Source organism: Halomonas sp. HL-93, assembly GCF_900086985.1.
Lineage (GTDB): Bacteria > Pseudomonadota > Gammaproteobacteria > Pseudomonadales > Halomonadaceae > Vreelandella.
Window position 1 is genome coordinate 1,602,461 of record NZ_LT593974.1, and the last position, 21,358, is coordinate 1,623,818.

At 59.9% G+C, this 21,358-nt stretch carries 20 protein-coding genes; 7 read left to right on the plus strand and 13 right to left on the minus strand.

The features are described from left to right. Window positions 1-54 precede the first annotated feature (54 nt). The 4 genes from GA0071314_RS07270 (at window position 55) to GA0071314_RS07285 (ending at window position 3,681) form a co-directional block, all read left to right on the plus strand. Window positions 55-1,566 carry a carbohydrate porin gene (locus tag GA0071314_RS07270; protein ID WP_074396021.1) on the plus strand — a complete coding sequence of 504 codons (1,512 nt, stop codon included), beginning with the start codon at window positions 55-57 and terminating at the stop codon, window positions 1,564-1,566. A 192-nt stretch (window positions 1,567-1,758) separates the two neighbouring features. Then, the gene (locus tag GA0071314_RS07275) at window positions 1,759-2,280 is read left to right on the plus strand and encodes a DUF3455 domain-containing protein (protein ID WP_074396022.1); all 522 of its coding nucleotides are present in this window, start codon (window positions 1,759-1,761) and stop codon (window positions 2,278-2,280) included. A 109-nt stretch (window positions 2,281-2,389) separates the two neighbouring features. After that, window positions 2,390-2,953 (plus strand): sigma-70 family RNA polymerase sigma factor, encoded by a 564-nt coding sequence (locus tag GA0071314_RS07280; RefSeq protein ID WP_074396023.1) that lies wholly within the window; start codon window positions 2,390-2,392, stop codon window positions 2,951-2,953. After that, entirely contained in the window at window positions 2,950-3,681 is a 732-nt protein-coding gene (locus GA0071314_RS07285; protein WP_074396024.1) for an anti-sigma factor, read from the plus strand. Before GA0071314_RS07280 ends, GA0071314_RS07285 begins: the two co-directional genes overlap by 4 nt. A 32-nt stretch (window positions 3,682-3,713) precedes the next feature. Here the strand turns inward: GA0071314_RS07285 and trkA are convergent, their stop codons facing one another. From trkA to GA0071314_RS07305, 4 genes are read right to left on the minus strand one after another with little or no spacing between them, the layout of a single operon-like run. After that, window positions 3,714-5,087 carry a Trk system potassium transporter TrkA gene (trkA, locus tag GA0071314_RS07290; RefSeq protein WP_074396025.1) on the minus strand — a complete coding sequence of 458 codons (1,374 nt, stop codon included), beginning with the start codon at window positions 5,085-5,087 and terminating at the stop codon, window positions 3,714-3,716. Further along, window positions 5,084-5,803, minus strand: a complete 720-nt coding sequence (locus tag GA0071314_RS07295) for a response regulator transcription factor (protein ID WP_074396026.1) — start codon at window positions 5,801-5,803, stop codon at window positions 5,084-5,086. The genes trkA and GA0071314_RS07295 overlap by 4 nt, the downstream gene beginning before the upstream one ends. Further along, entirely contained in the window at window positions 5,793-6,923 is a 1,131-nt protein-coding gene (locus GA0071314_RS07300; protein WP_074396027.1) for a sensor histidine kinase, read from the minus strand. The genes GA0071314_RS07295 and GA0071314_RS07300 overlap by 11 nt, the downstream gene beginning before the upstream one ends. A 23-nt stretch (window positions 6,924-6,946) precedes the next feature. Beyond that, window positions 6,947-8,437, minus strand: a complete 1,491-nt coding sequence (locus GA0071314_RS07305; RefSeq protein ID WP_074396028.1) for a TrkH family potassium uptake protein — start codon at window positions 8,435-8,437, stop codon at window positions 6,947-6,949. Between the two features lie 456 nt (window positions 8,438-8,893). Between GA0071314_RS07305 and zwf the strand changes: the two genes are divergently transcribed. Genes zwf through GA0071314_RS07320 form a run of 3 tightly spaced genes read left to right on the plus strand, consistent with a single transcriptional unit; the run spans window position 8,894 to window position 11,769 of the window. Next, the gene (zwf, locus tag GA0071314_RS07310) at window positions 8,894-10,399 is read left to right on the plus strand and encodes a glucose-6-phosphate dehydrogenase (protein WP_074396029.1); all 1,506 of its coding nucleotides are present in this window, start codon (window positions 8,894-8,896) and stop codon (window positions 10,397-10,399) included. Window position 10,400: 1 nt separating this feature from the next. Continuing rightward, on the plus strand, window positions 10,401-11,066 hold the full coding sequence (pgl, locus tag GA0071314_RS07315; protein WP_027336066.1) for a 6-phosphogluconolactonase: 666 nt from the start codon (window positions 10,401-10,403) through the stop codon (window positions 11,064-11,066). Between the two features lie 40 nt (window positions 11,067-11,106). After that, on the plus strand, window positions 11,107-11,769 hold the full coding sequence (locus GA0071314_RS07320; protein WP_074396030.1) for a bifunctional 4-hydroxy-2-oxoglutarate aldolase/2-dehydro-3-deoxy-phosphogluconate aldolase: 663 nt from the start codon (window positions 11,107-11,109) through the stop codon (window positions 11,767-11,769). A 105-nt stretch (window positions 11,770-11,874) separates the two neighbouring features. Here GA0071314_RS07320 and GA0071314_RS07325 read toward each other — a convergent pair whose 3' ends face one another. From GA0071314_RS07325 to edd, 9 genes are all read right to left on the minus strand, one after another. Next, window positions 11,875-12,747, minus strand: coding sequence for an SMP-30/gluconolactonase/LRE family protein (locus GA0071314_RS07325; protein WP_074396031.1), 873 nt, complete (start codon window positions 12,745-12,747; stop codon window positions 11,875-11,877). Between the two features lie 2 nt (window positions 12,748-12,749). Then, entirely contained in the window at window positions 12,750-13,355 is a 606-nt protein-coding gene (locus GA0071314_RS07330) for a 2-dehydro-3-deoxy-6-phosphogalactonate aldolase (protein WP_074396032.1), read from the minus strand. Window positions 13,356-13,383: 28 nt separating this feature from the next. Beyond that, entirely contained in the window at window positions 13,384-14,343 is a 960-nt protein-coding gene (locus GA0071314_RS07335) for a 2-dehydro-3-deoxygalactonokinase (RefSeq protein ID WP_074398467.1), read from the minus strand. A 40-nt stretch (window positions 14,344-14,383) separates the two neighbouring features. Next, the gene (gene dgoD, locus GA0071314_RS07340) at window positions 14,384-15,532 is read right to left on the minus strand and encodes a galactonate dehydratase (RefSeq protein ID WP_074396033.1); all 1,149 of its coding nucleotides are present in this window, start codon (window positions 15,530-15,532) and stop codon (window positions 14,384-14,386) included. Between the two features lie 15 nt (window positions 15,533-15,547). Then, window positions 15,548-16,267, minus strand: a complete 720-nt coding sequence (locus GA0071314_RS07345) for a FadR/GntR family transcriptional regulator (protein ID WP_074396034.1) — start codon at window positions 16,265-16,267, stop codon at window positions 15,548-15,550. A gap of 125 nt (window positions 16,268-16,392) precedes the next feature. Continuing rightward, entirely contained in the window at window positions 16,393-17,358 is a 966-nt protein-coding gene (locus GA0071314_RS07350; protein WP_074396035.1) for a carbohydrate kinase family protein, read from the minus strand. Between the two features lie 42 nt (window positions 17,359-17,400). Beyond that, window positions 17,401-18,270: an aldo/keto reductase gene (locus GA0071314_RS07355; RefSeq protein ID WP_074396036.1), complete on the minus strand. Its 870-nt coding sequence runs from the start codon at window positions 18,268-18,270 to the stop codon at window positions 17,401-17,403. Window positions 18,271-18,292: 22 nt separating this feature from the next. Next, a complete protein-coding gene (gene glk / locus GA0071314_RS07360; protein WP_074396037.1) occupies window positions 18,293-19,258 on the minus strand; it encodes a glucokinase in 966 nt (321 codons plus the stop codon). Further along, window positions 19,258-21,147, minus strand: coding sequence for a phosphogluconate dehydratase (edd, locus tag GA0071314_RS07365; protein ID WP_074396038.1), 1,890 nt, complete (start codon window positions 21,145-21,147; stop codon window positions 19,258-19,260). The genes glk and edd overlap by 1 nt, the downstream gene beginning before the upstream one ends. Window positions 21,148-21,358: the final 211 nt, after the last annotated feature.

Genomic DNA, 21,358 nt, shown 5'->3' on the forward strand with positions numbered 1-21,358 from the left:
ATCGGCTCGACGTAGTGACAGCGGGGCGTCTAACAACAATAGGGTTTAAAAACAATGGATAAAATGACATTTAAGACACCGCTGGCAATTGCCATTGCCGCCGCCAGCCTGGGTGCAAGCGGTGTGGCCATGGCGGATACGACCATGGAAGAACGGCTTGCTGAATTGGAGGCGCGGATTGCTGCTGCTGAACAGCGGGCCGATGCCGCTGAGCAACGCGCCGACCAAGCTGAACAGCAGCGAGGGGGAGGCAGCGAGGTTGAGAGTGATGCCGAAATCGAAGAACGTTTGGCCCGTGTGGAACGCTATGCCGATGGCGAAGAAGGTTTCTCTTTCAACGCCTATGCGCGGTCAGGCCTGTTGATTGGTGAAGATGGCAAAAGCGCTGAAGGCGGCCCCTACGTGACACCCGCCGGGCCGGAAGGCGGTGCCGTAGGTCGTTTGGGTAACGAGCCGGACACCTACGCCGAAGCGATTCTTAACTATCGGATGCGCTTTGATAACGGCGCCAAGGCGCTGTATCGCACCATGATTGCCGATGGCACTACCTCCAGCAATGACTGGACCGGCGGTGATTCGGATATCAACGTTCGTCAGGTATTTGCCGAATTTAGCGATTTGCCGAGCTTCACCGGTGCATTTGAAGACGCCTCCATCTGGGCCGGTAAGCGCTTCGACCGTGATAACTTTGATATCCACTGGCTGGATAGCGATGTGGTGTTCCTCGCCGGTACCGGCGGCGGTATCTACGACATGCAGTTGGCCGATAATTGGAAATCGAACTTGTCGATCTACGGCCGCAGCTTCGCCGACTTTGACGTGGTCAGCAGCGAAGATCCCGGCCTCGAAGACGATACCGATAATCTGATCCTGACCTCCAACAACTACTTTGGTAACTGGCAGTGGATGGTTAACGGCATGTCGGCTGCCGATAACGATACACGCGATATTGGAGCAGACCAGGAAGCAGCAGAAAATGGCTTCCATACCATGGTGGCCTACCACGGCGACAGTTTCTTCGGGTTGGGCGAGGGCAGCTATAAAGCCGCCGTGTTGCATGGTCAGGGCCTGGGCGCTGAAACCAAGAATATTGGCGCGAACGGTGATCTGACCGATGATGCGACCTCAACGCGTCTAGCGCTTTATGGCACCACCTATCTTGCCCCCAAATGGCGTATAGCGCCCTCTGTGTTGGCCGAAACCAGCGAAGATCGTTTTGCGGAAGGTGATTCATACGACTGGGCCACGCTTAACGTGCGCTTGGCCAATGAGCTGACCGAAAATTTTGAAATGCAGTATGAAGCCAGTTACCAGATGATCGATATCGATCCTCAGGGCTATTCGGATCGCAACGAGGTTGACGGGGATTACACCAAGTTCACCGTCGCGCCAACCTTCAAGCCGGACGTCGGTGGCTTCTGGAAGCGGCCAGAAATTCGCTTGTTCGCCACCTGGAGCGATTGGGATGATGAATTGAATAATTACTCAACGGAAGATTCCTTTGGGACTGACGAATTTACCGGCAGTCAGTGGACCTTTGGCATCCAAAGCGAAGTATGGTTCTAAGCAAGTCAGGCCCTGCATAAGACCGGGCCGCTCATTGTTTCTCCGTTTCTGCTTGCCCGCGATGCCTCGCGGGCTTTTTTACGTTATCTAAAAATATTTGTCACTGGCTGCATCCAATCGGTCTCCTCGCGGGTATTCCCTATACAGCCGTCTTTTTGCAGCGGCTGGTTATCTCACTCAAGGAGACTGAACATGACCACTCATCACCTAACGCGCGCTGCTTTGGCCGCTGCTCTGATCACCTCTTTCAGTCACGCCGCCCTGGCCGAAACGCCGGCGGACGTCCAGGTACCGGACGGTAACAACATTGTGCTCGAGACCGTCGGTGTCGGCGCGATTACCTACATGTGTGAAGCCAATGATGACGGCGACATGGGTTGGGTTTTCAAGGGCCCGCACGCCGCCCTTAACGACGGTGAAGGCAGCCAGGTCGGCAGCTACTACGGCCCGCCTGCAACCTGGGAAGCATTGGATGGTTCTAAAGTCACCGGTACCCAGTTGGCAACCGCCGCCAACGGTGATGGCAACATTCCGCTGCAGCTTGTGGCAGCCAACCCCGCTGAGGGCGAAGGCGCCATGACCGGCGTCAGCTACATTCAGCGCCTGAACACCCAGGGCGGTGTTGCGCCGGATGTGGCCTGCGATATGGATCATGAAGGCGCGACCGCCGTGGTCACCTATCAGGCGGACTACATCTTCTGGACGGCTGAGTAAGTCAACGAGAGCGCTTATGCCGCAGGGGGCTCGTTTGTCGGGTCCCTTGCGGCTATGCTGTCTGTGGAAACGACGACCGGCGTCGGTGCCGTCACCTGGGAGCCAGGGTTTGACTGACGTGTCTTCAGAATTTGATCATGCGGATGCATTGTTGAGATGCGCCCGTGGCGAGCATGACGCCTTGCACCAGCTCTACGTGTACGAAGGGGCCAGGCTTCTTGGTGTGGTGTTAAGAATCGTCAAGGACCGGGGCATGGCTGAGGATATCGTTCACGATGCCTGTCTCAATATTTGGCAACGCGCCAGTAGTTTCGACCCTGATAAAGGATCCGCACGAACATGGATATTTAGCGTGGCGCGCCACCTAGCGTTAAACGCTATTCGTTACCGTAATCGTGAAGTCACCTTTGATAGTCACGACCCGGAAGACGACGACCAAGACGAGCGCTTCCAGCATGCATCAGTGGCTGAAGACGCCTTTGATTGGCAAACCGGCCAGCGTATCGATGAATGCCTTCGGCAGTTAGAAACCGAGCGCCGCAATTGCGTGCTGCATGCCTATGTTGATGGCTTGAGCCACGCTGAAATTGCCGCGCATACCGGCACGCCGCTGGGCACCGTCAAAGCCTGGATTAAACGCAGTCTGCTGCGCCTACGGGAGTGCATGGCATGACCCGCCCCAGTCAGCACGCACACGAAGACGACCATGCCTTGGCGGGTGAATACGTACTGGGCACGCTGTCGTCAGAGCAGCGCAAAGCCTTAGAAGCGCGGTTACCCAACGACCCGGCATTGCAAAAAGCCGTGATGGCTTGGGAAGAGCGTTTCTTTCCCTATACCGCTATCACCGACCCGGTAACGCCTTCCGATTATTTATGGCCACGTATTGAACGCAGCATTGCGTCACGTGAAGCGTTTGCTAAGCGTACCCATCCTGTCGTACCGCCAAAACCCCGCCGCATGCTGCATAGCTTAACGCTTTGGCGCGGCGCTGCCGGGTTTGGCTTAGCGGCGGCGTTGGTGATGGGTGTGATGCTGGCAAATGAACAGACTACATCGACGACGCCCGAGTACATGGTGGTGTTGCTGGCGCCCCAAAGCCAGTCCGCCGGGTGGGTGGTCCAGGCCTCAACCCGCCAGGAAATTGAGCTGATTCCGCTGGGCACCTTTGAAGTGCCGGAGGGCAAAGCGCTGGAGTTCTGGACCAAAGCCGATGAGTGGCAGGCGCCGGTGTCGCTTGGACTGGTGGAGCCCGGGGAGCCGATCCGTGTGCGCCTGGATGAGCTGCCGCCGCTTGAGGATAACCAACTCTTCGAGCTCACTCTGGAAGACGAGAGTGGCTCGCCCACAGGATTGCCGACGGGCCCCATTCAGTTCATTGGCCGTGCGGTAGAAATCTAGCGTTACGCGCCGAATCAAGTTGTCGCGGAAACCTAGAAGAACGTCAGCCCCACCTGGAAGAGGCGCTCCACATCGCGGATGCGCCGCTTGTCGATGACGAACAGAATCACGTGGTCGCCGCTTTCGATGACGATGTGGTCGTGGGCGATCATGACCTCCTTGCCGCGCACGATCGCCCCGATGGTGGTGCCGTCGGGCAGGTCGATCTCGCGAATGGGGCGGCCGACCACCTTGGACGACTGCTTGTCGCCGTGGGCGATGGCTTCAATGGCCTCCGCCGCGCCCCGGCGCAGCGAGTGGACGTTGACGATATCGCCACGCCGCACGTGGGTCAGCAGGCTGCCGATGGTCGCCTGCTGGGGCGAAATGGCGATGTCGATCTCGCCGCCCTGGACCAGGTCCACGTAGGCGGCGTTGTTGATCAGCGTCAGTACCTTTTTGGCGCCCAGGCGCTTGGCCAGCAGCGACGACATGATGTTGACCTCGTCGTCGTTGGTCAGCGCGCAGAAAATATCGCAGTCTTCGATGTTCTCTTCTTCCAGCAGCCGCTTGCTGGTGGCGCTGCCGTGGAGCACCACGGTGCGATCGAGCCGCTCGGACAGCGTGGTGCAGCGCTCCAGGCTGTGCTCGATGATCTTGACCTGGTGGCTGTGCTCTAGGTGCTCGGCCAGCCGCTCGCCGATATTGCCGCCCCCGGCGATCACTACCCGGCGGAAGTCCCGCTCGACCCGGCGCAGTTCGCTCATCACCGCGCGGATATCGCGCCGGGCGGCGAGGAAAAATACCTCGTCGTCGGCTTCGATGACGGTATCGCCGCGCGGAATGATCGGCCGGTTGCGGCGGTAGATCGCCGCCACTCGGGTGTCCACGTTGGGCATGTGGCGGCGTAGAAAGGCCAGGTCCTGGCCGACCAGCGGGCCGCCGTAAAACGCTTTCACCGCCACCAATTGGACGAGCCCACCGGCAAACTCCAGCACCTGCAGCGCGCCGGGGTGTTCGATCAGCCGGCGCACGTGGTCGGTGACCACCTGCTCGGGGCTGATCAGCACGTCGATGGGAATCGCCTCGTGGGCGAACAGCCCCTTGCGGGTCAGGTATGCCGAGGAGCGCACCCGGGCGATCTTGGTCGGGGTGCGAAACAGGGTGTGCGCGACCTGGCAGGCGATCATGTTGATTTCATCGCTGCTGGTCACGGCAATCAGCATGTCGGCGTCTTCCCCGCCCGCCTGGCGCAGCACGATGGGGTAAGAGCCCGCGCCGGTGACCGTGCGGATGTCGAGCTTGGTGTGCAGCTCGCGCAGTTTCTTGGCATCGGTATCGACGACGGTGATGTCGTTTTCCTCACGGGCGAGATATTCCGCAAGGGTGCCGCCGACCTGGCCGGCGCCGAGAATGATGATTTTCATGGGGTGTATTCCTCTCGGTCTGGCTCAAAGGCCAAGCGGTAGCCAATCCCCGGTTCGGTCTGCAAAATGCTGGGGGACTGGGGGTCGTCGCCTAATTTTTGACGTAGTTTGCTGATGATAATGCGCAGGTAGTGGGTATCGTCCTGGTGGCTGGGCCCCCAAATATCACGCAGCAGCTGGGTTTGCGTAATCACGCGGCCGGCCTGGGAGACGAGTGGTGCGAGCACCGCAAATTCCTTCGGCGTTAAGTGCACGGACGTTCCATTGACGCTGACCTGATAGGTCGTCAAATCAATCCTCAGGCCGCCGTGTTGGTAACGCCCTTCGCGACTGCCCTGTGTCTGGCGGCGCAACAGCGCGCGAATACGTGCCAGCAGTTCCTGAATGCCAAACGGCTTGGTGACATAGTCATTGGCGCCGCTGTCGAGGGCGCGTACTTTTTCAGCCTCATGCCCGCGAACCGATACGACAATGACGGGCACCTGGTGATGCTCACGAATGGCACTGAGTACCTGCTGACCGTCCATATCCGGCAAGCCAAGGTCGAGGAGGACAAGGTCATAGCGCGTGGGGCCGGCGCCAAGTCGTGCCAGCCCTTCATGACCGGTCGCCGCTTCGGTCACCGCAAAATTCTGTGATGTCAGGCTGATGCGTAAAAAATGACGGATCTGGGGTTCATCATCGATAACCAGTATCCGGTGATGGTCAGTCGTCATGGGGTGGCTCCTGATGGGGCGGGGGTAGAGGGAGCGACATCTCCATGCAGGTGCCCAGGCCATCGGGGCCGTCACAGGCACTGATGCGTCCGCCGTGGGCGCCTAGCATTGCCTGGCAAATGGCCAGGCCCAGTCCGCTGCCATGGGGGCCACGATCACCGTCGCTGCCGGTCACGAACATATCAAAGACACGCTCGCGCAGGTCAGCGGCAATGCCTGGTCCCTGGTCGGTGATGGAAAATATCAGCTGTGACGAACCGGGCGGCACCTCGGCACGTATGGCGATCTGCCCGCCAGGCGGGGAGAATCGCGCCGCGTTGTCGAGGACGTTGACCAGCGCCTGCTCGATGAGTGCCGGATGGACGTAGAGCAGCGGTAAGTCGCCAGGCCATTGCTGAACGATATGGCAATGCGCGAGGGCACTGCCGAGACGTTTGCGGGCCGACACCACCAGGTCGTCGAAGGCGATCCAGTCACGCTCGATTTTTAAATCGCCGTGGCCCAGGCGGGTCATGTCCAGCAGGTTCTGGATATAGCGGTTTAGCCGCTCGCTTTCGCTCAATACACTGTCCAGCAGCGCGAAACGATCTTCCTGGCTAAGTTGAGCGTCCAGCGTGCGTAAGGAGCTGGTGGCGCCAATAATAGACGCCAGCGGCGTACGAAAATCATGGGAGACCGATGACAGCAGCGCCGAACGTAAACGCTCGCGGTCTTCGGCCAGGCGCGCTGCATTCAGGTCCAGCAACCGCTGGCGACTGTCCCCTGCAAGCTTACCGACCACCAACGCGACCAGGAGAAAAAACAATAGCGTGACGAGCTGTTCCCTTTCTTCGACGGCCAGGGAAAAGTGCGGCACCGTGAAGCAGAAGTTAAAGGTCAGAAAGCCCAGCACGGCGCTGATAAGCGCTGCCGAACTGCCCGCCATGACGGCGCTTGCCAGCACCGCTGTCAAAAAAATCAGTGAAAGATTGGCCAGCGCCATCCAGGCGTATAGACCCCAGGCGACAAGTAGCGCGACAAGGGTTGTGATCAGTGCCGTGGCTACCTCGCGCAGAGTTGGCCAACGCAAGCGTTGCGCAAACCGTGGGAGGCGATAAAGCAGGAGAGTCATCAATGACATGGGTGACCTATCGTTGGCTTACGCTAGCGTCGCCAGAACATCGGCGTCAGTAGCACAATGACGGTAAGAATTTCTAACCGACCCATTAACATGCCGATACACAGTAGCCATTTGGCAGCGTCGGGCAGGGAAGCAAAATTACCGGCTGGGCCGATAATGTCGCCAAGACCGGGCCCCACATTGGTCACCGCCGTAGCGGCACCGGATAGGGATGTCACAAGATCGAGGCCCAGGGCTGACAGACCCAGCGCCAATGCTGCGATGGTGATAAAAAAGAAGAATGAAAAGGCAACCACGCTGCGGGAAATGTCGCTGGTCACTATCTGTTCGTTATAGCGAGTAGTGAAGACCCCGTTGGCATGAATCAGGTAGCGGAGCTGGTCACGCAGCATCAGCATGGCAATCTGGAAACGAAAAATTTTCATGCCGCCGCTGGTGGAGCCGCTGCATCCGCCCACAAAGGTCAGGTAGAAAAACGCGACAATGGCCAGTGCGCCCCATTGCGTATAATCATCCGAGGCATAACCGGTGGTCGTGACAATGGATACGACGTTGAAGGTGACGTGGGTAAGCGATTCGAACCCCGCGGCGCCATTCATGATCCGCCAAAGAGTGAGCAGACCAATCGCTATGCATAGCACGCCCAGTAGCCCCCGAACCTGCTGATCTTTCCATAGGCTGCTGCGAGAACCGCGCAGAAAGCGGATATAAAGCACGAACGGTAACGCCCCGCTGAGCATAAACAGACTGGCCATCCAGAGTATCCACGGCTGATCGGCATAGGCACCAAACGAAGCGTCTGAATTCGCGAAACCGCCGGTTGAAAGCGACGTCATGCCGTGAACGATGGCATCTAATGGATCCATGCCGCCTAGCCAATAGCTCAGCATGGCAATCAGCGTCATCACCACATAGATACTCAGCGTTGCCTTGGCGATCCCCCCGGTACGCGGCATGACCTTGTCCGACCAGTCGGACGATTCCGTATGGAAAAGCCGCATCCCGCCGACTTTCAGAAACGGCAGGATGGCGATCCCCATGACGATAATGCCGATACCCCCCATCCATTGCATGATCCCCCGCCAGAGCTTGAGCCCGTCGGAAAGATCCTCAATGCCCACCAGTATCGTCGAGCCGGTCGTGGTGATGGCAGACACTGACTCAAAGACGGCGTTGGTAAAGGTGAGTTGTGGGGCGCCAAGCACCAGCGGAAGGCTGGCAAAGCCACTGATGCTGACCCAGCTCGCAGCCGTCAGGATAAACATCTGCCAGGGTTTCAGTTCGAGGGTGGCGCGATAGGTAAGCAGCCAGGCGGTTGCCACAGCGGCAAGCACCAGCAGTACCGACACCCCAAAGGCCAATGCATCAGGGTCGCGTTCGGCCAACAGCACCGTTAGCGGTACCATCATGAATAACGCAAGGATAAGCCAAAGCACCGATAGCACTTTGACTACGGGCGCCCACTGACGGTAGGCGTATCGGCTGCGGTAAACCCATGGCGTTAGGTAATGCATTGCTTAGCTCGCTAGTTAATCGTTTTTAGCATGGCTCATCACATCACGAACGCGTATAAAAAGTCCGTAAAAAACGTCATGTATTTCTATTGTTTCGTCGTGACACGAGCCAGCTTTAACTGTCACTTTTGGATGATGTAAAGGCTGCCTGCGTCGCGAGTTTCATCGCGGTGGATCATGGAGGCGAATTGCAGACCGGGGATACGTAGGTCGGTGCGATCTGGCATCTTCAGGCGTGTTACTTGGCATGTTTCGAGGAGCTAAATCGCCTCGCGCATACAAAGCGCAGCCGCGGCTAGTCGTTATGCAACCGTGCAGAACCATAATAGAGTTAAGGTAACGCTCGAAGAATTTTTGTAGTAAAATTACACGCAATATTGCGTATAATGCCTTTTTTCAGATAGATTTTAGGTAATCTAACAACATTAGATCATCTAATGATCCACAGGAGCTGAGATGAGCCCGTCACCTGCTTCCCAGGGTGCCCCGCTGGGCGATCCGAATCATGCCATCGATTTAGCGCTGTTTGGCGCGCTGGGCGACTTGGCACTGCGCAAGCTGTTTCCTGCGCTGTACCACCTGGACCGCGAAGGCCTGATGCCCGAGAGCACGCGCATTTTGGGGTTGGCACGCCAGGAGCACGATACCGCCGCGTTTCGTCAGCTGGTCAGCGGTGCTTTGCAGAAGCGCCTCAAGAAGGACGAGCAGGACAAGGAAAGCCTCACGCGCTTTCTCGATCGCCTGGATTACCTGCAGCTGGATTTTACCAGCGCTGACGGTTTTTCCGCCGTTCGCCAGTGGCGCGAGGGCTCACCGCGTCCCATGGTGGTCTATTTATCGGTCGGGGCGAAAATCTACGGCGATATCTGCCGCAACCTGCAGGCCAGCGACAGCCTGGATGACGAGACCCGGGTGGTGGTCGAAAAGCCGATCGGGTTTGACCTGGCGTCTTCTGAAGAAATCAATGATGCGATTGGCGAGGTCTTCCCCGAATCGCGGGTTTACCGCATCGATCACTATCTGGGCAAGGAAACCGTTCAGAACCTGATTGCGCTGCGCTTTGCCAACCCGCTGTTCGGCACCCAGTGGAATCAAAACCATATTTCCCATGTGGAAATCACCGTGGCGGAAAAAGTCGGCATCGAGGGCCGCTGGGGGTATTTCGACGAAGCGGGCCAGCTGCGCGATATGGTGCAAAACCATCTGCTGCAACTGCTTTGCCTGATTGCCATGGACCCGCCCTCCAATCTGGACGCCGACGCCATTCGTGACGAAAAGGTCAAGGTGCTCAAGGCGCTCAAGCCGTTTACCGGTGAGGCGTTGGGCAGAGACGTGGTGCGCGGCCAGTACACAGCGGGCACCAGCGACGGCCAGCAAGTGCCGGGCTATCTGGAAGAAGAAGGCGCCAATACCGAAAGCCAGACGGAAACCTTTGTGGCCATGAAAACCGAAGTCGCCAACTGGCGCTGGGCTGGCGTGCCGTTCTATTTGCGTACCGGCAAGCGGATGCCGGAGAAACTGTCACAGATCGTGATTCACTTCCGTCAGCAGCCCCACTATATCTTTGACCCAGACCAGCGAAACATTGCGGCCAACAAGCTGATTATTCGCCTGCAGCCGGAAGAGGGCATCGCGCTACAGGTGCTCACCAAAGATAGTGGCCTGGACAAAGGCATGCGCCTGCGCCCCGGCCCGCTGCACCTGGATTTCAACAACGCCTTTCCCAAATCGCGCATCCCCGATGCCTATGAGCGTTTGCTGCTGGAAGTCATGAAAGGTCAGCAGTACCTGTTCGTGCGTCGTGATGAAGTCGAGCACGCCTGGCGCTGGTGCGATCAGTTGATCGACGGTTGGAAAACGCGGGAAACCCCGCCGCGCCGTTATCCGGCGGGGTCCTGGGGGCCGGTGGCCTCCATTGCCATGATTACCCAGGATGGTCGTAGCTGGTACGAGGATTATTAAGATGAGCGACGCACGCATTCAATTGGCCGAACAACTGGCTGAAGCCATCTTTCAGGCGCTAAACGACGACCTGGAGCACCAGGAGCGCGCGTTGCTGGTGGTTTCTGGTGGCTCAACGCCGGTACCGTTTTTTAAGGCGCTAGCGGCCAAGCCGCTGGCTTGGGAGCGGGTGGACATCACGCTGGCGGACGAACGCTGGGTCGACGAACACAGCCAGGACAGCAACGCCAAACTGGTGCGCGAACACTTGCTCCAGGGCGCGGCAGCGGCGGCTAATTTTGTACCCATGACCTCTTCCGCGGGCACGCCTGAGGAAGGCGTGGCCGAGGTCAGTGAGCGAATGCTTGCGCTTAGCTGGCCAGCGAGCGTGGTGATTTTGGGCATGGGGGGCGATGGCCACACCGCCTCGCTATTTCCTGACAGCATGGAGCTGGGTCTGGCGCTCTCCACTGAGGAACCGCTGGTGGCTGTGCGAACGCCCAGCCAGCCCCAGCCACGCATTACGTTTTCGGCGGACCGTCTGCATCAGGCGCGCCGCCACATATTACATATTACCGGCGACGATAAGCGAGCGGTGTTGGCCAAGGCGCTGAGTGGGGACGACGTGCGTCAACTGCCCATCCGCGCCTTCTTATCCTGCCCCTTGGCGATTTATTGGGCGCCTTAACGCCGCTTTCGCCAACAATAATTTGCTTGGAGACTCACACATGACCATTGATAAACAGCTACCGTCGACGCGCACCGCGGAGCTAGACAGCATTTGTCTGAAGGCCGAAGTGATTCCGGTCATCACCATCGACCGCCTGGAAGACGCCGTGCCGATGGGCCGCGCGCTGGTGGAAGGCGGCTTGACCGTGCTGGAAATTACCCTGCGTACCGAGTGCGCGCTGGAAGCCATCAAGCGCATGAAAGAAGCGCTACCGGGGGCGAGTATCGGCGTGGGCACGGTACTAACGCCTGCCCAGTATCGCCAGGCCGAGCAGGTTGGCGCTGATTTTGTGGTCACCCCAGGGGCGACCGACGCGTTGTACCGCTATGGCGTGGAAAGCCCGGTACCGATGTTGCCCGGCGTGTCGACTATCTCGGAACTGATGACTGGCTGGCAGTATGGCTATCGTCGGTTCAAGTTCTTTCCGGCGGAGTCCAGCGGCGGTGCCAAGGCGATCAAGGCGTTTGGCGCACCAATTCCGGAAGCGCGTTTCTGCCCCACGGGCGGTATCACGGTCGACAATGCCGAGGACTACCTGTCGCTGCCCAACGTCATGTGCGTGGGCGGTTCATGGCTGACGCCGAAGGCAATGGTCGAGGCGGAAGACTGGGATGGTATTCGCGAGCTGGCCCGCCAGGCCGCCGAGCGCTTCCATCACTGAGCGTAAGCTAAGCGATAACGAGCACTCACGCCACTTGCCTCACGGAAACAGGGTCGTTTGAGCAAGTGGATTGCCCCGGACATGGTCCGGGGTTTTTTGCTGTGGCTAAGCCAGACGCAAAGGCGGGTCAGCAAGCCCGCGCACGCCAACGTTGGCGACGAACAGCCCCCCCGCTTGCGGCTGCTCGCGGCGCTGGTCGGCAGTAAACCCTTCCTGGGCGGTAGTGATGTAAAGCCGATCCAGATTCTCGCCCGCAAATGCCGGGCAGGAGGGCTGGCTAACCGGTAGCTCTACGTCGTCGATGACCTGGCCATCGTGGTTCAGCCGCACCACTTTGCCAGCGCCCCATAGGGCGAGCCACAGGCAGCCTTCGCTATCGACCACCGCCCCATCCGGGTTGCCGTCAACCGCCGTGAAATCTGCCCAGGCAAGCGGTTCGCCTACAGGCCAACCTTGGCTATCCAATGCCCAGCGCATCACGATTCCGGTCGGCGTGTCGGTAAAATACGCCGCATCGCCTTGAGGCGAAAAGCAAATCGCGTTGGGAATGCTCAGCCCGCTGCGCAGTTGGGTAAGTTCTCCGCGATGTAAGCGGTAAAGACTGCCCGCACCAGGTTCGGCGGTTTTGCCCATGGTGGAAAGCCATAAGCTGCCGTGGCGGTCCACGCGGGCATCGTTGCTGCGCGTGATGGGGTTGTCGGCCTCAAAATCCGCAAAATGCGCAAGGTGCTGCGTGGTCGGATGAAACAGGCTCAGGCTGTGCTCACCTACAAGCATCAGGCGGCCGTCGTCCAGTGGGGTGGCCAGCGAGACCATGTGCTCAAGCGGATAATCGCCATGCTCCCCGCTCTCCGTCGACAGCCAGTGCAGGCGTTTATTTAGAATATCGCACCAATAGAGTCGCTGGTTTTCGGCGTGCCACTGCGGGCCTTCGCCAAGCTCGCAGCGGCAGTCAACCGCCAGTGTCGCAACAGTCATTATTAGCCTCCGGCTTTTTGCCAAGCATCAACCAATATAGTGGCTTGCGCGCTAACCTGCTGGGGCGTTTGCCCCGGCTTATAAAGCGCGCTACCCAGCCCCGCGCCATCGACGCCAGCGGCCCGCCAGGCGGCGAAGTTATCGACGCCAATACCGCCCACGGCGTAAAGCAACGTGCTCTCGGGCAGTACGGCTCTAACGGCTTTCATGCCATCTAAACCGACCAGCACCGCTGGGAAGAGCTTTAGCCCGGTCGCCCCCGCGTCCAATGCATCAAACGCTTCGGAGGGAGTGACAATGCCCGGCCAGCTATACATGGCCAAGCGATGGGATTCTTCGATAACGGCAGGGCGGCAGTTGGGCGAAACGATCAATCGGCCACCTGCGGCATAGACGTCGCGTACCTGCTCGGCGCTTAACACCGTTCCCGCCCCGATCAGCGCTTGCTCACCAAAGGCGTCGGCCAAGCGTTGGATACTGGTCAGCGGGTCGGGGGAGTTAAGCGGCACCTCGATTTGCGTGATGCCTGCGTCAAGCAGGGCTTTAGCCACGGCCACCGCGTCATCGGGCGTCACCCCACGTAAAATGCCAATTAAAGGCAGTGTCATAGCGCTCTCCTTGGTTAGCTGATGCTTTTTACCGTGTGCTTTGATAAGCGAGCGTTAGCCCCGCCAATACCGCGGTATCGCCGTCAACGCGCTGGGTTTCGATGCCGAGGGCTTGCAGGGCGAGTGCATAGCGGCGGCTGAGTGCCTCGTTGCCGATTAGCGTCACGCTTTCACCCGGCGATAGCTCGCGGCAGGCACCTGCCAGCTCCATACCGATCGCCATACCCGAGAGATGCGCAGCCAACACGGCACCTCGGGCATCGCCACTAGGCAAGGTGTTATCCAGCAGGTCCTTGGCGCGCACGCCGAACAGCCGCTGGCTGAAGTGCTCGGGTGCCTGATAGGTGGCGTTGACCGCTTGGGTAAATGCTTGGCGACAGCCGTCGTGATGCAGGTCATCCTGCCCTACGGAGTGCTTCAAAACGGATTGCTGAGCGAGCAGTTGATACAGCTCGCCGGTTAAGTAGGTCGCAAACTCGGACACGGCACCATTGGTTAAGCGCGCCCATTTGGCGTGGGTGCCGGGCAGGCAAACATGGCCGCTAAAGTGCGGTGACTTGGCCACCAAACCCGCTAACTGCGTTTCTTCACCGCGCATGACATCAAAGGCGTGGCTTTGGCTGCCGGTCTGGCTTAGCCCGGGCAGCAAATGCACCCGAAGGCGCGTGTCGGCGAGGGGCGGCATCACCGCGCCGCGGGAGAGTTGATCAAGGCGCGTGGGGGTTGCCAGGTAGGCGGCTTCCTGCCAGCCCTGGCGCGCCCCGGCCATGCCGCACACCATCACCGGCGTTACGCCACTCGAGGGTAGCCAGTTGTCGACTACCTCAAGCAGGGTCGTTTCGTAGTCAGCAGGGATTAGCGACAGCATGCCGCGCTCGCGGGAGGCGCTGTCCAACACATTACCTTGAGCGTCCATTGCCCAGGCCCGGAGGTTGCTGGAGCCCCAATCTACCGCAATCCAAGCTAGAGCATGTGTCAATTCACTCATATTGGCACTCATAGAGCTGTCTCCCGGTTCATTGCCTGGTTTACCACTCGGCAATCGAGCCGTCTTCGTGGGTCCATACCGGGTTGCGCCAGCGGTGGCCGACCTTGGCGCGTTCTTCAACGAAGGCTTCGTCAATCTCGACGCCAAGCCCTGGCCCCTGGGGAATCGAACAGAAGCCGTCTTCAATGCTGAGCGCTGTTTTATCGACCAGGTAATCCAGCACGTCGTTGCCCTGATTGTAGTGGATGCCCATGCTCTGCTCTTGAATAAAGGCGTTATGGCTAACGGCATCCAACTGAAGCGAAGTGGCCAGGGTGAGCGGGCCAAGCGGGCAGTGGGGCGCAAGGGCCACGTCATAGGCAGAGGCCAGGGCGGCGATCTTGAGCCCTTCGCTGATGCCGCCGCAGTGGGAAAGGTCGGGCTGGACGATATCGATCATGCCGTCTTTCAACAGGTCGCGGAACTCAAAGCGGGTATGCAAACGCTCGCCGGTGGCCAGCGGGTAGCCAAGCCCGCTGGCAATATCGCGCAGGCAAGGCAGGTGTTCCGGGGCGACGGGCTCTTCCACGAACATCGGATGGAAGGGCTCCAGCTCGCGCAGCAGCGCCTTGGCCATTGGCCGGTGAACGCGACCGTGAAAATCGATGCCAATGCCCACGTCTGGGCCGACCGCAATGCGTGCTTCGGCCACCCGGGCGACTGCTTCGTCAATTTTGCGGTGTGAGTCGACGATTTGCAGCTCCGGCGTGCCGTTCATCTTGAAGGCGGTGAAGCCCTTGTCGACCAGCGCCTTGGCGCCTGCGCCCACGTCGCTCGGCCGGTCGCCACCGGTCCAGGCGTACATACGCATTTTATCGCGTACCGCGCCGCCCAGTAGCTGGTGCACGGGCACCCCCAGATCGCGGCCCTTCAAATCCCATAGCGCCTGGTCGATACCGGCAATGGCGCTCATCAAAATCGGCCCGCCGCGATAGAACCCGGCGCGATACATGGTGTTCCACAAATGCTCGATACGGTGCGGATCCTGGCCAACCAGGTAGTCTGAAAGCTCATGAACAGCGGCCTCAACGGTCGCCGCGCGGCCTTCGATGACCGGCTCGCCCCAGCCGTAGCAGCCCTCGTCCGTTTCGATTTTAAGAAACAGCCAGCGGGGGGGTACTTGCCAGGTTTTCAGTCGGGTAATTTTCATCAGGTCAGATCCTTGTTAATTGACAATGCCCAGGTCGATGGCCGTACGGCGTAGCACTTCCCGCGCGGCGAACGACGCCGCGTCAGCATCCCCACGAGCAATGGCTTCAAGGACGTGGCGGTGGCGAGTCAGGCTATCGTCAAAGGTGTCGGTGCGGTGCTGGGAGCTGTGAACCAGGGCCATGATCGAAGGACGTAGCAGATGGCCCATTTGCCGCCACACCAGGTTATGGCTGGCTTGGTAGGTGGCGTCGTGGAACATCACGTCGTACTCGGCGTGTTGGTCGCGAGCAGTGGGGGACCGAGCCGTTTTCTGCATGCCTTCAAAGGCCGCTTCAAGTCGGGCGATATCGTCCGCGTCGGCGGCCTCGGCCGCCAGGCCCGCCACGACAGGCTCGGCCGAAAAGCGAAACGCATAGATGGCACGAATCAGCTGCGGGTCGAGGTTAATAAGCCCGGTCATCCATTCGCTCATCAGCGGGTCGAGCAGGTGCCAATCGCTCATTTCACGGACTTGCGTGCCCCGCCCGGCGGTGCGGGTAAGAAGCCCGGCAGAGGTTAAGCGGGTCAGCGCATTGCGCACCTGGTTACGGCTCACATCAAAATGCGTGCCGATGTCCAGTTCCTTGGGAAAGGCGTCACCGGGTTGCCAGTGGCCTGCCAATAATGCCCTGGCTAGCAAGCGAGCTAATCCAGCGGCATCGCCTTGGTGGCGGGGGAGCGTCTCCAGCGTCATAGCGGTCACGTGTTAAATAATAGTGACGCCATGGTAGTAAATGTCAGACATTTAGACAAGCTCAGCGCTATTCAACCATCGTCTGCAATGTAGGGCGCTTGATCGCGCGCCCTGACGAGAAACGACTAGGGGGCGCTGCGCAATGCGTCAATATCGGCATGGGTAGGCAGCGCTGCGTAAGCGCCTGGGCGCGTCACTGCGTGTGCGCCACAGCGGCAAGCGGTATTCACCGCACGGGTGAGAAAGTCAGCGTCCTGGTGCCAGCCTTCCTCAATACCGTGGCGTGAAAGCTCGGCCAGCAGCCCACCGATAAACGCGTCGCCACCGGCGGTGGTGTCCACGGCGTCAACGTTGGGCGGCGCGATGGTTTGATCAATACCCACGCCTTTGATTGCCACGCTATTGGGGCCGTCGGTAATCAGCATGACTTTCACGCCCGCGGCAAGGCGTTGCGCCACCCACGCCTCTTGCGGATGGTCGCCGCGCAGGTAATCAAGCTCGTCGAGTGATACCTTCACAAGCTCCGCGCTATCCAGTAGCTGCGTCACCAGGGCAATATCCGCCGCTCCATCGATCCATAGATTATGCCGCAGGTTGGCATCCACGCTGACCAGGCAGCCTGCGCGTTTGGCCATGGTGGCAATCGCCAAGGTGGTGTCGGCGATTTCGGCGTCGGTCAGGCTGTTGCTGCACAAGTGCAGGATAGCAGGCTGTTCAAATACCCCCTGGGGCAAGTCGTCCAGCCGGTAAAGCAGATCGGCGGCCGGTGGGCGGTAAAAGTCGAAGGTGCGCTCGCCCTGGCTATCCCGGGAAACAAACGCCAGCGCCGTGCGTGCTTCTTTGGTGAGCATCACGCCCTGGGTATCCACGCCGTGGTGTTGTAGTTCACGGATTAAAAAATGCCCGAAGGTATCGTCGCCGACCATGCCCAGAAAGCGGCTTGGGACGCCGAGCCGCGCGCAGGCAACCGCCACATTGGCGGGCGCGCCCCCGGCGTAGGGAGTAAAAGTCTCGGGTCCTGTATCGTCGTTACCCAGGCGGCTTGAGAGCATATCCACCAGGGCTTCACCAAACGCAATTATCGGCGTCATGATCGTTTCCTTATGATTGTTGATCGGATGGGGAATGTGAGTTTACGCGACGCAGTGACCCCGGGCGGCTTCCAGTAATTCGTACCAGGTTTCTCTGGGGAGGGTGTCGGGGCCTTCGAGCATATCGGCAATGCGATCCGGCTTCACGCTGCCCACCACGGGGGCAGGGCGATTGGGCAGGCTGCGCAGCCAGCCAAGCGCCATTGCGGCAGGTGTGCTGTTGTGTTCGCTCGCCAGACGGGTCAGCACGTGGCTCACTTCGCCTTCCATCAGTGCGCCGCCCGCCAACGGTGACCAGGCCATCGGCGCATGGCCGTCGGCGCACAGGTCGTCGAAGCTGCCGTCAAACAGCGGTGTGCTATGGGCGATGGATAGCTCGATCTGATTGGCGCGCAGCGGGTGGTGCATGGCGCTTTGCAGGCGGCGCCACTGGCTGGGCAGGTGGTTGGAAACGCCTGCGGCGCCAATTTTTCCAGCGTTAATGGCGTCATCCAGCGCGCGGCCGGTGGCCTCGGCGTCCATTAACAGGTCAGGGCGGTGAATCAGAAAGTGGTCGATTCGCTCAACGCTCAAGCGGTTAAGTGAATCATCAATCGCTCGGTTCAGGTACGCCGGGCTTGCGTTATAGTGCTTGACCTTGCCCGAGCCCGGGGTGGGATTGTCGTTGGCGATGCTGGCTTTGGTCACCACCTTGAGCCGCTTGGCAAGCGCCGGGCGGGCGCGCAGCGCCTGGCCAAACAGCGTCTCACCGGCACCGTCGCCGTAGATGTCGGCGTGGTCAAACCAGTGCAGACCCTGCTCGAGTCGCGCCTCGATCCAGTCAGCCAGGTGGTTGGCCTGGTGCATATCGGTGGCCTCGTGAAGACGCATCATGCCGAGTACGAACGGCACGTCGAAGGTTGGCAGGGGCATAGGGAGATTCCTGTTGATGGGCTTAAAACACTTCTTCGTTATGCAACGCCTCAGCGGCGCCCAGCAGCCCCGTCCACGGGTGGGTGACCACCCAAATGGGAATGTCGGCGTTATACGCGCCCATGCGGCCCTTGTTGACGAAGCTGTCGCGCAGTTGGCTTTTCGGCAGCCAGTCAAGCAGGCGCGGCAGGATCCCGCCACACAGATAAACCCCGCCACGGGCGCCCATGGTCAGCGTGGCGTCGCCGCACACGTCGCCAAGGATTTTCAGGAACCGCAGCAGGCTGGTGGTGGCGGTGGGGTCGCCTGTGTTGGCGGCTTGGGTCACCTCTGCCGGGGTAGTGCAGCGCGGCGCCTGATCGTCAAGCGCGCAGTGGGCCTGATAAAGCTCGAGTAACCCTTGGCCGCACAGAATGCGCTCCACGCTCACCCGCTTGTGGCGCTGTAGAAACACGTCAAGCAACGCGCGCTCGGTGTCATCGGTGGGCGCGAAGGTAATGTGTCCGCCCTCGGTGGGCAGTGGTATCCAGGCGTGCTGGCCGGGGAAAACACCGGCCACGCCGAGCCCCGTGCCGGGGCCAATCACCAGCCGCGTAGAATGAGACTGAACGCTGCCGGGCTGTACTTCCACCAGGTTGTCTGCGCCAACGTGGGGCACGCCCAGTGCCTGGGCGGTGAAGTCGTTGATGATCTTGAACAGCGATAGGTTCAGCGTTTCGCGAACCTCGCTTTTCATGAAGTCCCAGTGGTTGTTGGTCATCTTGACCCGCTCGGCATGAACCGGGCAGGCAAACGCCAGACAAGCCTCGCGCGGGGCATTTTCACCCGTTGCGCCTACCCGGCTCAGGTAGTCCTGAATCGCCTCAATAACGCCTGGGTAGTCCGCGCAGGGGAGATTGATAATATCGTGCGGGGTAATGTCGCCTGGTGTCACCAGCGCCAGGCGTGCATTGGTCCCGCCGATATCGCCGATCAAGGCCGGTCGCATCAGGCATCCTCTTGGAGAATCTGTCCTTCCTGGCGGGCCAGGTCGTCGGCCTCAAAGCCGCCGAACACCCCGGCGCCTTCCTCGCCGCGCATGGCCAGGTGGCGGAAGCCAGAGAATAGCTCACGGCCAAGACCAACGTGGTAGTGATCCAGGTTGCCGATGGTCAGTTCGCGCTCGGCCCAGTTGGCGGGGTCTACCTTGGCGTTGAGGGTCCCGGCGTTGGCGTCCAGGCGTACGATATCGCCATCGCGCAGTTTCGCCAGTGGGCCGCCGTCCAGGGCTTCCGGACTCATATGGATAGAAGCCGGCACCTTGCCTGAGGCGCCCGACATGCGGCCGTCGGTGACCAGCGCCACTTTATAGCCACGGTCTTGCAGCACACCCAGGAAGGGCGTCAGCTTGTGCAGCTCCGGCATGCCGTTGGCCTTGGGGCCCTGGAAGCGAACCACTACAATCACGTCGCGATCCAAATCACCGGACTCGAAGGCGGCTTTCATCTCGTTCTGATCTTCAAAAATCTTCACCGGCGCTTCGACGATGCGATGTTCTTCGGTGACCGCCGATACCTTGATGACCCCGCGGCCCAGGTTGCCTTTCATCACCGTCAGGCCGCCGGTGGGCGCGAACGGGTTGGCAACGGTGCTTAGCACGGCTTCGTCGAGGCTTTTCTCAGGACCTTCGTGCCAGACCACCTTGCCGTCTTCCAGGAAAGGCTCTTGGGTGTAGGCGGTCAGGTCGGTGCCGAAGACGGTGGGAATATCGCCATGGAGCAGGCCAGCGCCCAGCAGCTCGCGGAACAGGAAGCTCATGCCGCCCGCCGCCTGGAAGTGGTTGATATCCGCCTGGCCGTTGGGGTAGACCCGCATTAGGCTTGGGGTGACCGCTGAAAGGTCAGTGAAGTCATCCCAGTTGAGGGTGATGCCCGCCGCTGCCGCCATGGCAATCAGGTGGAGCGTGTGGTTGGTCGAGCCACCGGATGCCAGCAGCCCAACCACCGCATTGACGATCGCGCGCTCGTCAATCTGCTTGTAGAACGGACGGTACTCGCCACCGGGTTCGGTATTGCGAATGGCCTGTTCGGTGGCGTAGCGGGTCAGGGCCTCGCGCATCTCTGTGCCGGGGTTGACGAACGAGGTGCCCGGCAGGTGCAGGCCCATCACTTCCATCATCAACTGGTTGGAGTTGGCAGTGCCGTAGAAGGTGCAGGTGCCGGGGCTGTGGTACGACTCGGATTCGGCCTCCAGCAGGGCATCGCGGCCGACCTTGCCTTCGGCGTACAGCTGGCGGATGCGGGCCTTTTCCTTGTTGGGCAGGCCGCTGGGCATCGGGCCGGCCGGCACGAACATCGCGGGCAGGTGGCCAAAGCGTGCCGCGGCAATGAATAGCCCCGGCACGATCTTGTCGCACACGCCGAGATACAAGGCTGCGTCGAACATGTTGTGGGAAAGGCCCACGGCGGTGGCCATGGCTATTACATCCCGAGAGAACAGCGACAGCTCCATGCCAGGCTGGCCCTGGGTCACACCATCGCACATCGCCGGTACGCCACCGGCAAACTGGGCCGTTGAGCCCATCGCGTTGGCAGCGGCTTTAATAGTGGCCGGGAAGGTTTCAAACGGCTGGTGAGCCGAGAGCATGTCGTTGTAGGCCGAAATGATCCCCAGGTTGGCGCTGTTCATCAGCTTGAGGGAATCTTTTTCCTGCGGGCTGCAGGCCGCAAACCCATGGGCGAGGTTACCGCATGAGAGCTCGCCGCGATGCACGCCGCGTTTATGTTGGTCGGCCATGCGACGCTCGTAAAGCGCGCGCCGCTCGGCAGACCGCTCACGTATGCGTTGGGTAACCTCGGCAACGGTGGAATTTAAAGTGGCGTGTGTTGAGCTCGGCATAGGGACCTCTGCATGGTAGCGACGGTAAGTCAAACCTGTAGTTATTTTACATTTTTTGGCGGCGATAGGAGAGACCTTACGGCAATAAAAGCGCTAATTGTAGTTTTATTACTCTAATTGATGACAACTATCGCCCTAGGTATTCAGGGCTAACGATGGATTGCAATAGCGGTAATTGCCCGCTTGATAAGCGTAAATCGCAAGTATAGCA